At 73.2% G+C, this 13,689-nt stretch carries 11 protein-coding genes; 5 read left to right on the top strand and 6 right to left on the bottom strand.

Going from position 1 to position 13,689, the window contains the following annotated elements:
* Nucleotides 1-79 precede the first annotated feature (79 nt).
* The gene (gene uvrA, locus NAEX_RS45670) at nt 80-2,929 is read left to right on the top strand and encodes an excinuclease ABC subunit UvrA (protein ID WP_096334467.1); all 2,850 of its coding nucleotides are present in this window, start codon (nt 80-82) and stop codon (nt 2,927-2,929) included.
* A 161-nt stretch (nt 2,930-3,090) separates the two neighbouring features.
* Here uvrA and NAEX_RS45665 read toward each other — a convergent pair whose 3' ends face one another.
* From NAEX_RS45665 to NAEX_RS45650, 4 genes are all read right to left on the bottom strand, one after another.
* Nucleotides 3,091-4,020: a radical SAM protein gene (locus NAEX_RS45665; RefSeq protein ID WP_096334217.1), complete on the bottom strand. Its 930-nt coding sequence runs from the start codon at nt 4,018-4,020 to the stop codon at nt 3,091-3,093.
* A gap of 2 nt (nt 4,021-4,022) precedes the next feature.
* The gene (locus tag NAEX_RS45660; protein ID WP_096334216.1) at nt 4,023-5,213 is read right to left on the bottom strand and encodes an aKG-HExxH-type peptide beta-hydroxylase; all 1,191 of its coding nucleotides are present in this window, start codon (nt 5,211-5,213) and stop codon (nt 4,023-4,025) included.
* Nucleotides 5,174-6,049: a hypothetical protein gene (locus tag NAEX_RS45655; RefSeq protein WP_143140177.1), complete on the bottom strand. Its 876-nt coding sequence runs from the start codon at nt 6,047-6,049 to the stop codon at nt 5,174-5,176. The genes NAEX_RS45660 and NAEX_RS45655 overlap by 40 nt, the downstream gene beginning before the upstream one ends.
* A 97-nt stretch (nt 6,050-6,146) precedes the next feature.
* Nucleotides 6,147-6,632, bottom strand: coding sequence for a hypothetical protein (locus NAEX_RS45650; protein WP_096334214.1), 486 nt, complete (start codon nt 6,630-6,632; stop codon nt 6,147-6,149).
* Nucleotides 6,633-6,876: 244 nt separating this feature from the next.
* Here NAEX_RS45650 and NAEX_RS45645 point away from each other — a divergent pair, with 244 nt between their 5' ends.
* The 4 genes from NAEX_RS45645 to NAEX_RS45630 all read left to right on the top strand — a co-directional run bounded on the left by NAEX_RS45645 (nt 6,877) and on the right by NAEX_RS45630 (nt 11,161).
* On the top strand, nt 6,877-8,748 hold the full coding sequence (locus NAEX_RS45645; RefSeq protein ID WP_170136593.1) for a radical SAM protein: 1,872 nt from the start codon (nt 6,877-6,879) through the stop codon (nt 8,746-8,748).
* A gap of 72 nt (nt 8,749-8,820) precedes the next feature.
* Entirely contained in the window at nt 8,821-9,447 is a 627-nt protein-coding gene (locus tag NAEX_RS45640; protein ID WP_096334212.1) for a glutathione S-transferase family protein, read from the top strand.
* A gap of 74 nt (nt 9,448-9,521) precedes the next feature.
* On the top strand, nt 9,522-10,400 hold the full coding sequence (locus NAEX_RS45635) for a multinuclear nonheme iron-dependent oxidase (RefSeq protein ID WP_096334211.1): 879 nt from the start codon (nt 9,522-9,524) through the stop codon (nt 10,398-10,400).
* Nucleotides 10,397-11,161, top strand: coding sequence for a hypothetical protein (locus tag NAEX_RS45630; RefSeq protein ID WP_143140178.1), 765 nt, complete (start codon nt 10,397-10,399; stop codon nt 11,159-11,161). The genes NAEX_RS45635 and NAEX_RS45630 overlap by 4 nt, the downstream gene beginning before the upstream one ends.
* 137 nt (nt 11,162-11,298) lie before the next feature.
* Here NAEX_RS45630 and NAEX_RS45625 read toward each other — a convergent pair whose 3' ends face one another.
* Both NAEX_RS45625 and NAEX_RS45620 read right to left on the bottom strand, forming a co-directional pair.
* Nucleotides 11,299-12,510 carry an SPFH domain-containing protein gene (locus NAEX_RS45625; protein WP_170136592.1) on the bottom strand — a complete coding sequence of 404 codons (1,212 nt, stop codon included), beginning with the start codon at nt 12,508-12,510 and terminating at the stop codon, nt 11,299-11,301.
* Nucleotides 12,507-13,649, bottom strand: coding sequence for an SPFH domain-containing protein (locus NAEX_RS45620; protein WP_170136591.1), 1,143 nt, complete (start codon nt 13,647-13,649; stop codon nt 12,507-12,509). The genes NAEX_RS45625 and NAEX_RS45620 overlap by 4 nt, the downstream gene beginning before the upstream one ends.
* Between the last annotated feature and the right edge of the window lie 40 nt (nt 13,650-13,689).

Below are 13,689 nucleotides of genomic sequence, written 5' to 3'. Positions count from 1 at the left end.
CGGTGTCGGCCGGCGCGAAAACGCGTGCTAACACGGCGCGGTGGACACCCCGTCGGAACGGACCGCCCGCCTGAGCCCCGTGCGCGAGCCCGACTTCATCGAGGTCAAGGGCGCGCACGAACACAACCTGCAGATCGACGAGCTGCTCGTCCCGAAGCGCAAGCTCGTCGTCTTCACCGGCGTCAGCGGCTCGGGCAAGTCGAGCCTCGCGTTCGACACGCTCTACGCCGAGGGCCAGCGGCGCTACATCGAGAGCCTGTCGGCCTACGCGCGTCAGTTCCTGGGTCAGCTCGAGCGGCCGAAGATCGAGCACCTGCGCGGCCTGTCGCCGACGATCGCCATCGAGCAGAAGAGCGCCTCCAACAACCCGCGCTCGACCGTCGGCACGATCACCGAGATCTACGACTACCTGCGGGTCCTCTACGCCCGCGTCGGCACCCAGCACTGCACCGACTGCGGCAAGCCGGTGCGCAGCTCCTCGCCCGAGCAGATCGTCGACGCCCTCCTGGCCGAAGCGCCAGGTTGCAAGCTGACCCTGTTCGCGCCGCTCGTCACCCACCGCAAGGGCGAGTTCAAGGACCTGTTCGAGGAGCTGCGCGGCCGCGGCTTCCTCCGCGTCGAGGTCGACGGCGAGATCCACCGCCTCGACGACCCGCCCAAGCTCGACAAGAAGTTCAAGCACACCATCGCCCTGGTGGTCGACCGGATCACCGTCCGCCCGGAGGACCGGCGGCGGATCACCGAGAGCGTCGAGCTCGCGCTGCGCGAGGGCCACGGCGAGGTGCGGGCCGACGCCGAGGGCAAGGGCGCCGCCCCCGGGCTTCGGTTGCAGTTCTCCGAGTCGCGCAGCTGCTGCGGCAAGAGCTTCCCCGAGCTCAACCCGGCCAGCTTCTCGTTCAACAGCCCGCTCGGCATGTGCCCCGACTGCAACGGCCTCGGCACCCGCAACGAGGCCGCGCCCGACCTCGTCGTGCCCGACCCGAGCCTCAGCATCCGCGACGGCGCGATCGCCCCGTGGGCCTCGGCGATGGAGCGCGGCGAGGGCTGGACCTTCCGGATCGTCGAGGCGCTGGCCGACGCCTGCGCCGTCGACCTCGACAAGCCGTGGAAGGACCTGCCGAAGAAGAAGCGCGACACGGTGCTGTTCGGCGTCCAGGGCGAGCAGAAGATCGCCGTCAAGTGGGGCAGCGAGGGCAGCAGCTCGCAGGGCACCTGGGGCATGCGGTTCGAGGGCGTGATCCCCAACCTCATGCGCCGCTTCCGCGAGACCGACAGCGAGGCCGCCCGCGACTACTACCGCAAGTACTTCCGCGAGGCCCCGTGCGACGTGTGCAACGGCAAGCGCCTGCGCCCCGAGAGCCTGGCCGTGCGCGTGTCCGGGGCCAACATCGCCGAGGCCACCGCGCTGACCGTCCTCCAGGCCAGCAAGCACTTCGCCGCGCTCACCCTCACCGGCCAGCAGAAGACCATCGCCGAGGGCGCGCTGCGCGAGATCGCCGCCCGCCTCACCTTCCTCCTCAACGTCGGCCTCGACTACCTCACCCTCGATCGCTCGGGCCCGACCCTGTCCGGCGGCGAGGCCCAGCGGATCCGCCTCGCCAGCCAGCTCGGCTCCGAGCTCAGCGGCGTGATGTACGTGCTCGACGAGCCGAGCATCGGCCTCCACCAGCGCGACAACATGCGGCTCATCCGCACGCTGCAGCACCTGCGCGACCTCGGCAACACCGTCCTGGTGGTCGAGCACGACGAGGACACGATCCGCGCCGCCGACCACGTGGTCGACTTCGGCCCCGGCGCCGGTCACCTCGGCGGCAAGGTCGTGTTCAGCGGCACCGCCAAGGAGCTGGCTCGCTGCAAGGAGAGCCTCACCGGCGCCTACTTGTCCGGCCGCAAGGAGATCGCGGTCCCGGCGGCGCGGCGCCCCGCGAAGGGCAAGATCAAGGTCCTCGGGGCCGCCGAGCACAACCTCCGCGGCATCGACGTCACCATCCCGCTCGGCGGCCTGGTCGCGGTCACCGGGGTCAGCGGCGCCGGCAAGAGCTCGCTCGTCAACGGCATCCTCCTGCCCGCGCTGAGCAACAAGCTGCACGGCAGCCTCGAGCGGGTCGGCGCCCACAAGGGCCTCTCCGGCCTCGAGAAGCTCGACAAGGTCATCGCGATCGACCAGCGCCCGATCGGCCGCACCCCGCGCTCGAACCCCGGCACCTACACCAAGTCGTTCGACCTGATCCGCGAGCTGTTCGCCCAGCTGCCCGAGTCGCGCGCCCGCGGCTGGAAGGCCGGCCGCTTCAGCTTCAACGTCAAGGGCGGCCGCTGCGAGGCCTGCCAGGGCGACGGCGTGATCAAGGTCGAGATGCACTTCCTCAGCGACGTGTACGTCCCGTGCGAGGTGTGCGCCGGCAAGCGCTACAACGCCCAGACCCTCGGCGTCACCTACAAGGGCCGCACGATCGCCGAGATCCTCGACAGCAGCGTCGACGACTGCCTGCAGATCTTCGAGAACCACCCGCCGCTCAAGCGGATCCTCAACACCCTGGTCGACGTCGGCCTCGGCTACATGAAGATCGGCCAGACCGCGACGACGATGTCGGGCGGCGAGGCCCAGCGCGTCAAGCTCAGCCGCGAGCTCTGCAAGGTGCAGACCGGCAACACCCTCTACGTCCTCGACGAGCCGACCACCGGCCTCCACTTCGAGGACATCGCCCGCCTGCTCCACGTCCTCCAGCGGCTGGTCGACGCCGGCAACACGGTCCTCGTCATCGAGCACAACCTCGACGTCATCAAGTGCGCCGACTGGATCATCGACCTCGGCCCCGAGGGCGGCCAGGGCGGCGGCCTCGTCATCGCCGAGGGCACCCCGGAGGACGTCGCCAAGGTCGAGGCCTCGCACACCGGCCGCTTCCTCGCCCCGCTGCTGCGCCGCAAGTAGCCCCGGGGACATGTCTCTCGGGTCATGCTCGCGCAAGCATGTCCACCTGAACATGTCTTGACGAACATCTCTCGGGCCGGCCCGGCGGATCGCCCGGCGTCGGCCCGCATGCCACCGCAGGCGACCGCACGCTCGCCGTCGCCGACAGAGCTCGATCCGCCTCACCGCGCGAGCGGCAGCCGGGTCGGCCCGCGCGTCGCCGCTTGCCCGCGCGCCGCCGCGATCTCCCCGTCGCCGAACGTCGCCAGGTAGTCCGGCCGCACCCCCGGACAGACCTGCTCGAAAGGACAGCCCACGCACGCCGGCACCTTGACCCGCCCGGCGAGGCGGCTGTCCTTGAGCGCGAACGTCGACTCGGGCGTCACCACCACCACCCGCTCGGCCCCCGGGTCCCACGCGTGCGGGTGATCCTGCCCCAGGAGACAGCGCGGCACATGCAGCGACCGCAGCGTCATCGCCTGCCGGCGCCCGCGGGCCAGCGCCTCGGCCATGAACGGCATCGCCTCGGACATGCGCGGCAGCGACTCCGGGTGGGCCGCGTTCGCGTCGGTCAGCGACACGTACCAGAGATCGACCGCGCGCACCCCCTGGCCGGCGAGCCAGTCGATCGCCGCCGGCAGGTCGGCCATCGTGTCGCGCTTGACGATCAGGTCGACCACCAGCGCCGCGCCGCTGGCGACCGCGCGCTGCAGCCCGCCGACCATCGCCGCGTACGTACCTGTCCTTCGGACCAGCTGCTCGTAGCGGTCGCCCCGGTGGGTGTGCACCGAGACGTGGAGGCGCGTCGCTCCGGCCGCCAGCAGCCGCGCCAGGTTGTCGCCGTGCGCGTACATCAGCCCGTTCGACTGCACCTTGATGTCGGCGAACCCGAGCGCCCGCCCGGCGCGCACGATCGCCAGCAAGTCGGGGCGGATCGTCGGCTCGCCGCCCGTGATCGACAGCGCGTCGAGCCCCTGCGCCCGCCCCTGCCGCAGCGACGCCAGCGCGTGCGCCGTCGACAGCGCTCGCCCGCGCAGCGCCGGCCCGATCGTGCAGTAGTCGCACCACAGGTTGCAGTCGTAGCCGAGGATCATGTCGAGCAGCCCCGGCACCGTCAGTCCTCCCAGAAGCGGCGGAAGCGGGCGTCGAGCCGCACCAGCTCCGCCAGCAGCGGCGCGCCGAGGGCCGTCGGCCGCGCGTGCTGCCGCAGCGTCTCGACCGCCTCGTGGTTGCCGCGCGCGACCTGCCGCAGCCGGCCCTCGACCTCGCCTGTCCCCGAGGACAGCATCGACTCGAGCAGCGCCGCCACCGGCAGGAACGCGTGCGCCGCCAGCAGCACCCCGTGCAGCGGACGCGGATCGGGCCGCACCGGCGAGGCGTACAGCGGCGACCAGGCGTTCTCCAGGATCGGCCCCTGCTCGAGCAGCGCGTGCAGCTTGTTGTGCGAGAACTCGTGGATCAGCGCCTCCGCCAGCGTCAGCGCGCTCGGGTGCAAGCTCAGGTAGACCGTCCCGATCGCCTCCTGGTACGACGCCGACAGGTGCCGCTCGCGGTCGTGACCCACCGGCACCACCAGCAGCAGCCCGACGTCGAGCTCCGCGCGCAGCGTGGGCAGGTGCGCCTCCACGAGGCCCAGCCCCGCGCGCAGCCCCTCCAGCCAGGCCGAGGCCGGCTGCCCGCCGAGGTCGAGCCCGCTGCCCGACTTGTCCGGGTGCGCCTCCAGCTCCGCCAGCGGGTTGTTGTCGCGCCGCAGCGCCAGCGCGATCGACCCCGCGATCGGCTCGTACATGTGCTTCAGAACATGCTCCGGGGAGCATGTCCCGAAGTCCTCGCCGAGCGCCCCGCCGACTCCACCGGCCTGCCAGCTCGTCGGCCCGATCGTCAGCGGCCCCGCCGGCGGCCGCAGGGCGCAACGGGCCCCCAGGCACAGCACCTCGGGCGGCGGCAGCGGCACCTGTACCCTGTCCTCGAGGACACCCGCGACCGCCAGCTCGAGCGCCAGCGTCGCCAGCAGCTCGCCCTGCAGGGCAGGGTCCGGCCGCCCGCGCAGGCAGCGGATCAGCGTCCCGATCGTCGGCCGCCGCACCGCGCTCGCCAGGGCGCCCGGCGCTCGCGCGGCGATCCGTCGCAACTCCGGCGCGAACCGCCCCCACGCCGCGCCGTTCGGCCCCGGCCCCGCCGGCAGCCGCAGCAGCTCCGTCAGCGCCCGCCGCAGCGCCGCCGAGAACAGCCCGCGGGCCGTCTCCGAGCCGGGCCTCGGCAGCGTCAGATCGGCCAGCACGCCCCCTCCGACACTTCGAGCCATGGCCCCGAGAACATGTCCTGAAGTCTCTTCGCCCGCGGCCCGCCGGCCCCTGCGCGCGCGTCACCCGGCCTCGGCGGCACCAGCTCGCCCGGCCCGAAGCGGCGCAGGTAACCGCCGTCGACCCCGGGACAGCGCGTCCGCAGCCCGCAGTCGCCGCAGCCCTCGGCGAACGCCAGCGCCGGCGACGGCACCGCCCGATCGCGCAGCGGCCCGAGCAAGCACAGCGGCGCCCCGGCGATCGCCGCGCCCAGCCCCGCCCGCTCCGCCGCCACGATCGCCTGCAGCGCGTACGGCAGCGCCACCGCCAGCCGCGGCGCCACCGCCCCGAGGCCCGGCGCATGGACCTCGGCGACCACCGCGACCTGCCACCCGAGCGCGCCTGCATCCACGAGCAGCCCCGGCACCGCCGCCAGCACGCGCAGGTTCGACCGCGTCAGCGGCGTCGTCACCGTCACCGGCAAGCGCGCGGTCCTGGCCGCGCGCAGCGTCCCGCTCGTCGCGCGAAACGACCCCTCGCGGCCCGCGTGGTAGTCGTGCGCCGCCGCCTCGGCCGCGTACACCCGCACGCGCAGCCCGTCGATCCCCGCGGCCTGCAGCGCAGCCAGCTCCTCGGCCGTCAGCCCTCCGGGCCCGGGCGCCGCCAGCACCCGCGCAAACCCTGCCGCCCGCGCCGCCGCGGCCCAGGCCGCGATCGCCTCGCGGCCCGCGCCGGCCAGCGTCAGGGTCGCGCCTGTCCCCCGCAACATGTTCAAAAGGCCCTGTCCTTCCGGACCGGACGGCTCGACGCCCGGGGCCTTCACCGCGTCCTGCCGATCCCGCCAGGGCGGTTGCGACATGTCCCGGCGCTCCTGTCCCTTCGGGCAGGGTCCTTCGTTCTTGTTCTGCACGACATGTTCGCAGCGCCCTGTCCCATCGGGCAGGCTGCGGCCGGGCTCAGCTCCACGGCGTCAGCACGGCCTGGCGGTGCGACGCCAGGCGCTCGGACAGCGTCAGCAGCCCGGGGATCGCCGGCGCGCCGCGTTCGGCCGCGAGCTGCGTCAGGCGCTGGGCCAGGGCGCGCGCCCCCTGCTCCTCGACGGCGGCCGACGGCCGGTCACCGGCGCCGCCGTTGGCGAGGTACAGCGCCACTTCCCCGGCCTGTGCGACCGCGCGGGGACCGTCGACCTCGGCGCGCATCAGATCGACCTGGAACCTCTTGCCCTCCGGCGTGCGCATCAGCACCGGCACCGCGCCGCCCACCAGCGGCAGCACCTGCTCGACGCGCCACTCGCCGACCGGCCCGACCAGATCGGCCAGCGGGGCCGCGGCCGACGGCGCCGTCGTGCGCGGGCGGAGCGTGCACCCGGTCGAGACGCCGGCAGCGGCAGCTCCGAGGGCAGCGAGGACCTTGCGACGGGCGACACGCGGCGAGGGCTTCATGCAGTCTTTCCTAATTGGAGCCCAACGTACCCGCCCGCCGCAGCCCCCGTCAAGGCGAGGCCGGCGCCGACCCTCACGCGTATGCCGACGCCTCTTGCGTTTGTCGCAGGCACTTGCCGGGAGGCATCTCTGGAGCGCCCGACCCTACAGCGACGCCGGGCCCGCCATGGTGCGTGAGCCCTCGGCCCCGGCGAGCGCGGGACCCGGCGACCGCCGCGAGGACGCGCTAGCATCGGCGCCGCGCATGGACGACCGCACCCACCTCGGACGGCCCGGACGGCCCTCGCGGCCGCCGGCGCTCCGGCCCGGGGATTACAAGGCGCTGATCAAGGTCGGCTACGGCTGCAACGAGCACTGCACCTTTTGTCACACGCTCGACGTGCGACCGATCGACGGCGACGGCGAGGAGGTCGAGCGGAAGATCGTCCGCGCCGCCGAGCTGGGACACGCCATGGTCGTCCTGTCCGGCGGCGAGCCGACGATCCGCCCCGAGCTGCTGCGCTGGGCCGCGCGGATCGCCGGCCTCGGCCTCGACCTCGGCCTCGTCACCAACGGCCGCGCGCTCGCCTACCCCGAGCTCACCGACAAGCTCGTCGCCCACCGCCTGCGCTACGTCTACCTCTCGCTCCACGGCGGCAGCGCCCCCGTGCACAACCGCCTGGTCCGCAGCGACGCCTTCGACCAGGCCGTCGCCGCCCTGCGCAACCTCAGCGGCCGCGGCCTCGACCTCACCGTCAACTGCGTCGTCACCCGCCAGAACCTCGCCCACCTGCGCGGCCTCGTCGACCTCGTCGCCGCGTTCGCCGACGTCACCCTCAAGTTCTCGATGGTCGAGCCCAAGGGCGGCGCCGCGCGCAACTTCGAGCTCCTGGTCCCGCGCGTCGGCGCCGTCGCCGAGGCCGTGCTCGCCGCCGCCGCGCACGCCCGCGAGCGCGGGGTCCGGGTCCAGCACGGCGGCATCCCGCGCTGCCTCCTACCTGGCCTCGAGGACAGCTACAGCGACCTCCGCAGCCACCGCTACTGGACGATGGTCGAGATCGGCGAGCCCGACCTGTTCCCGGTCGACGACGACAACAAGCGCCACCCGCCGGCCTGCGCCAACTGCAGCCTGCGCGGCGGCTGCCCCGGGCTCTACCGCGGCTACCACGACGTCCACGGCGACGGCGAGCTGCGCCCGGTCACCGATCGCCCGCGCGCCAACTCGTTCAACTACACGCTCGAGGCGGTCCACGAGGCCCCCGAGGCCACCTGTCCCTTGCGCCAGGGTCCGCTCGGCGTCACCCCGTGGGAGCGCGGCCGCCACCTGTTCGTCCGCCGCGGCCCCGCGATCGCCCGCTACCGCGCCGACACGCGCGACTTCACCGACGAGGAGATCGCCGCGGTCAAGCACGACCTCGGCCAGGTCTACGTCGACGCCGCTCGCGGCCCGGCCCCGCAGGACTTCGCCCGCGAGCTGGTCCCGCTGGCCCGCAGCCCGCTGTGCGCCGGCTGCCCGCACCTGTCCTCATGTACAGGGATGTTCGAACCTGTCTTCGAGGACATTTTCACGCGCGACGACGCCGTCGTGCGCGCGCGCCTGGCCGGGCTCGTCGGCGACGTGCTCGACCTCGGCTGCGGCGACGCGCCCTACCTCGACGTCCTGGCCCCGCGGATCGCCGCCGGCGCGGTCCGCTACACCGGCGTCGACCCCGACGAGGCCGCGCTGGCCCGCCTGCGCGCTCGCCTACCCGCCGGCGCCGAGCTCCGTCGCGGCGAGGCCGAGGCGCTCGAGCTCGGCGAGCGCCGCTTCGACGCCGTCACCATCCTCCGCAGCTACAACCACCTGCGCGACCCCGATCGCGCGCTGACGGCGGCCCTCTCGCGCCTGCGCCCCGGCGGCGTCCTCGTCGTCTGCGACAACACCGCGTTCGGGCTGGCCCGCACTCCGGCGCAAACCAACCGCGGCGAGCGCTCGAGCGCCCGGCGCGAGCACTACCGCAACGACACCGCGGCCGAGGCCGCCTTGCGGATCGAGGCCGTCGCGGCCGAGCTCGGCGTGACCCTCGCGGCGCACGATCGTCGCGACATCGGCCCGGGCACCAGCAACCAGTGGCTGCTCGTCTACAGCGTCGCCTGAGCGCTCGCCGACCGCTGCGCTCGCCTACCGCTCCGCCGCCCGATCGCGTACATAAGCCGCGGAGACAGCCCGATGTCGATCACCTTCTACTACACCCCTCGTACGAGCGCGACGCGCGTGCACTGGGTCCTCGAGGAACTCGGTGTCCGCTACGAGAAGGTCAAGGTGGACCTCCGCGCCGGCGAGCAGCACAAGCCGGAATTCCTCGCCATCAACCCCAACGGCAAGGTGCCCGCCCTGGTGGTCGACGGCACGCCGATGTTCGAGTCGCTGGCGATCATCCTCTACCTGGGCGACCGCTTCGGCGTCGACAAGGGCCTGTGGCCGCGCGTCGGCACCGGCGAGCACGCCGAGGCGCTGACGTGGATCGTGTGGGGCTCGGTCACCCTCGGCGGCACCATCTTCCGCATCTTCTTCAACACCCACGAGTGGTTCCCGGCCGAGTCGCGCAACGCCGCCCAGGCCGAGGCCGCCCGCAAGGAGTTCGAGGCCGAGCTCAAGATCCTCGACCAGCGCCTGACCGGCCGCGACTACCTGGTCGGCCGGGACTTCACCCTCGTCGACGCCGCCAACTCCTCCGCGCTCGCCTGGGCGCTGACCTTCATCAAGCTCGACATCTCCGCCTACCCGGCCGTCGCCGCCTGGATCGACCGCTGCGTCAACCGCCCGGCCAACCGCGCCGTCTCGGCCGCCAGCTAGCCCTTCCGCCAGGTCCGAACGGGCAGGTCCCTCGCGACCTGCCCGTTCGGACATGTCCTCGAGACCTGTCCGTCATGCCCGACTTCCTCAGCCGCGTCCACGCCCTCCCCCGCCTCGGCCTCGGCGTCAGCACCGAATACGGCGCGCGGCGGCAGGACGGCGCGCTCGACCCGCTCGAGCTGCGGCGGCGCCGGCCCGACTGCGCCGGCTTCCTCGAGGTCGGCGTCGAGGTCGTCAAGGGCCTCGACGACGACGCCCGCGCCTGGGCCGCGGCCGGCCTGCCGACCACATACCACTTCCTCGACATCAACCTCGACGACCCCGACGACTTCGACCCGCCGTGGCTCGACGCGGTGCGCACGCTCGCCGCCGAGCTGCGCCCCGCGTGGCTGTGCGGCGACGCCGGGCTGTGGCACCTCGGTCGCCGCGATCGCGGGCACATGCTGCTGCTGCCGCCGATCCTCGTCGACGAGGCCGTCGCGCCGCTGGCCGACGGCCTGGTCGCGCTGCGCGAGGCGACCGGCCTCGAGGTGCTGCCCGAGAACCCGCCCGGCGCCGCGTTCGTCGGCGAGCTGCACCTGCTCGACTTCTTCGCCCGCGTGGCCGAGCGCGCCGACACCGGCCTGCTCCTCGACTGCGCCCACCTGGCCATGTTCCAGCGCGCCCGCGGCCACGCCCCGCGCACCGGCTTCGACGGCTTCCCGTGGGACCGCGTGGTCGAGCTGCACGTCGCCGGCGGGCGCGTCCACGACACGGCCGGGCTCGCGTGGGTCGAGGACGACCACGGCACGGATGTCCTTCCGGACACCTGGGAGATCGCCGCCGAGGCGGTCCGGCGCGCCGTCAACCTGCGGGCGATCGTCGTCGAGTGCGAGCGCAACCCGATCGACGCCGTCCTGCCGCTGTTCGACCGCGTCGCCGCGCTGTGGCCCGGGCGTCCGGAGGCCGCGTGAGCCGCCTCGACCCCCGGCGGGTGCAGGCCGCGCTGGTCTGCATGCACCTCGACCCGGCCTACGCCGCCGCCGTGCGCGGCCCTGGGCCGCTGCCCGAGCTGTCCGAGCGCGAGCGCGAGCTGCTGCGCGCCGTCGATCCGCGGGCCCTCGCCGTCGACCCGTACCGCCGCGCCCGGGCGGTCCACGCCCTGCTGGAGGAGTACCCGGCCACCGCCGCGCTGCTCGGCGTGCCCGCCGTCGACGCCTTCTTCTCGACCGCGGCGTTCCGCGCCTGCGCGTTCGAACATGGCTCGATGGCCCTGTCCTTCGGGACATGGCTCGGCAACCAGGCCGGCGGCCCCGGCCGGATCGAGGCGGCGATCGCCCGCGCCCGCCGCCCGCGCCCCGGCGCCGGCGAGGGCCTGGCCTGCAACCCGTGCGTCGCCCCGCTGCTGGTCCCGGCCGGCAGCCTGGCCTGCCTCGAGCGCGTCCGCGGCCGCCTCGGCCCCGACCCCGCCGCCGCGCTGGCGACCGCCCGCCCGGCGCGCGAGCGACCGCCCCGGGGGCCCGACCGCGAGCCGCTGCTGGTCGAGGCCGGCCCCGGCGGCGAGGTGTCCCTCGGGACAGCCAGCGAACCCCTGGTCCGCCTGCTGCTGTTCGCAGGCGACGGCCGACCGCGCGCCGAACTTGCCGCCGAGGCGGTCCGCCTGGGCGCCGAGCCGCACGGGGCCGACGAGCTGCTGGCCGGCCTCGTCGCCGACGGCCTGCTCGTCGCTCGCTGACCCCCTGGCGCGTCGGGTGGCCGCGTTCCTCGTCGCGCCGATCCGCGGCGCGACGGTTCACCTCCTCGCCCGCCGCGATCGCGACGAAGCGACGCGCGCCTCGCCGAGGTCGCGCGTCGCTCCCCGCGCTCACCCGCTCAACCGCCGCCCATGAAGCGCAGCGCGAAGTCTCGCAGGCGGAGCACCGCCGGGATCCCGTCCGTGCTCTGGAACGTCAGCGTCTCGGCGAAGCGCACGTTCTCCGCGCTCTTGTAGGCGACGTAGGCGCGACCGGACGGGCTGCCGAGCAGCGTGTTGATCTTGCTCTCGAACTCGCCCTGCACGGCCGCGACCTCGGCCGCGCCCTCGGCCGCCAGGCGCTGCGACACGCCGTCGGCCTCGGCGTTGACGCGCTGGCGGTACTCGAGCGTCTCCGCCTCGATGTTCTTGATCCCGAGCAGGTAGCCGTCGGCGATCGCCTCGGGCGCGTCGATGTCGAGCACCTTCCCGACCTCCTCGCGCAGCTTGGCCCGCTCCTCGTCGGACAACGCCTTGAGCGCGCGGCGGGCCGAGCCCGGCGTGCTGTCGCCCTTGGTGTCGACGAAGCCGACCTGGTACGCGCGCTCGAGGTCGGCCTGGCGCTTGATCCAGTCCTGCTGCCGCGCGTTGGCCAGCGCGTTGGTGCCGAGCTCGTAGTTGTCGAGCTCCTGCTGCTGCTTGGCGACCCTCTCGCGCGCCCCGTCGAGCAGCTTGTTCTGCTCGTTGAGCTGGATCTGCTGCAGCTGCTTCTCGTACTCCTCGCGGAACGTCACCGCGCGCACCAGCACCGCCTGCGCCTCGAGGTGCAGCGGCGCCAGCTCCTGGTTGAGCCGCGCCAGCGTCTCGCCCGCGACCTTGAGCCGGGTGTCGGCGTGGTAGAAGTCGGAGCTCGTCAGGTTGGCCAGGCCCTCGCGCAGCACGCTGACCGTGGTCTCCTGCGCCAGCCGCTGGAACCGGTACTGCCCGTTCGTGCTCTCGACGTGGTTGCCGGCCATCATGATCTGATGCGCCTCGCCGGGCTTGATGCGGTACGGCACGCTGACGTCGACGAACACGTTGTTGTTGTCGCGGGTGCGGATCTGCAGGCCCTGGCCGTCCTCGGAGCCGTAGTCGAGGAACAGGTAGTGGCTCGGCAGCAGCGTCAGCGTGTGGATCCCCGCCATGTTGAGCGTCCACCCCGGCTCGAGGTCGGCCGCGAGCACGCCCGACGCGTTGCTGCTGCGGACCCCGATCTTGCCGAGCGGCACCGTCGAGATGAAGCAGGTCGGCGCGATCCACAGGAACAGCAGCGTCAGCAGCGACAATTGACAGATCCGGACGAAGCCCTTCACTGCGCACCTCCGATCTTCTCGACCTCGACGCGCGACGGGTTGGCGTCGTTGGCCCACGGCTCGATCGCGATCGTCACCCCGCGCAGGCGCTCGCCGAGCCGCTCCATCACGCGCTCGACCGGCTGCGAGCGGAACGCGTCGATCTCGGCCTTGCGCGCGCGGTAGACCGCCTCGAGCTGGCCCCGGAGCTCGGCAGCCTGCTGCTTGGCGGCGCTGAGCGCGGCTTGCCCCTCCGCGACCTTCGAGATCTTGTAGGTGTCGGCCTCGCGGGTCGCATCGGCCTGGGCCGCGATCGCGGTCGCCAGCGCCGACTCGAGCTCGGTCCGCTTCTCCTGGATCTGGCGGTTCTGGTCGCGGTTGACCTCGGCCAGCCGGCGCTCGCGGCTGGTCTCCGCCGCCGCGAGGTTGGACTTGATCACCTCGAGCTGGTTGCCGAGCTTGTTGCGCTCCTCGATCAGCTTCTCGTACTCGTCGTTGAACTGCGGCCGCGGCGTCACGATCTGGGTCACGATCACCCCGTGGACGCCGAGCAGCTCGTTGAGCCGGCTCTTCGCGCGCTCGGTCGCCTCACCGAACTTGGTCGGGTTCGACACCGAGATCGTCGACTCGCGGCCGAACTCGTCGCGCAGGATCGCCCGCGCGTACGGCCGCATCCACTTGAGGTAGCCGCGCTCCTCGCCGCCGTCGCGGATGACCGTCTGGGCCTCGTCACCGGCGATCTGGAAGATGATCGTGGTGTCGGAGAAGTGGAAGTTCGAGCCGTCGCTGGCGCGCACCGTCAGCTCGCTGACCTCGAGGTCGTCGACGGTCTTCGACCCGTGCATCGAGAACGTCTGCGGGCTCGCGTCGAGCACGTAGACCGAGTGGATCCCGAACGGCAGCCGCGTGATCCAGCCCGGCTGCGTCACCGTCACCAGCCCGCCGGTGACGTTGTTGATCCGCACCGCCACCTGGCCGGGCTCGATCGCCGTGAACGAGGTCGTCATCAGGACGAGCCCGGCGATCAGCGCCCCGCCGATCCACACCCAGTCGAACCAGCTCGAGCCTCCGCCGCCGCCGGTCACCGATTTGAGCTTTCCCTGGAGGTCCCCCAGGATCTGGCCGCCGCTGGGCCGGCCTGATTTCCGCTGTTGCGCCATGCCCGCATCGTACACCAGGCCCCGCCAGGCCCCGGGGCGC

Origin of the sequence: Nannocystis exedens (assembly GCF_002343915.1) — a bacterium.
In the GTDB taxonomy this organism is placed as follows: Bacteria; Myxococcota_A; Polyangia; order Nannocystales; family Nannocystaceae; genus Nannocystis; species Nannocystis exedens.
This window is presented reverse-complemented; position numbering and strand designations above follow the sequence as displayed.

Excerpts from the sequence above, each read along its gene's own strand:
- NAEX_RS45660 (WP_096334216.1), bottom strand. The coding sequence starts at position 5,213 with ATGGCTCGAAGTGTCGGAGGGGGCGTGCTGGCCGATCTGACGCTGCCG.
- NAEX_RS45655 (WP_143140177.1), bottom strand. The coding sequence starts at position 6,049 with ATGTCGCAACCGCCCTGGCGGGATCGGCAGGACGCGGTGAAGGCCCCG.
- NAEX_RS45650 (WP_096334214.1), bottom strand. The coding sequence starts at position 6,632 with ATGAAGCCCTCGCCGCGTGTCGCCCGTCGCAAGGTCCTCGCTGCCCTC.
- NAEX_RS45645 (WP_170136593.1), top strand. The coding sequence starts at position 6,877 with ATGGACGACCGCACCCACCTCGGACGGCCCGGACGGCCCTCGCGGCCG.
- NAEX_RS45640 (WP_096334212.1), top strand. The coding sequence starts at position 8,821 with ATGTCGATCACCTTCTACTACACCCCTCGTACGAGCGCGACGCGCGTG.
- NAEX_RS45635 (WP_096334211.1), top strand. The coding sequence starts at position 9,522 with ATGCCCGACTTCCTCAGCCGCGTCCACGCCCTCCCCCGCCTCGGCCTC.
- NAEX_RS45620 (WP_170136591.1), bottom strand. The coding sequence starts at position 13,649 with ATGGCGCAACAGCGGAAATCAGGCCGGCCCAGCGGCGGCCAGATCCTG.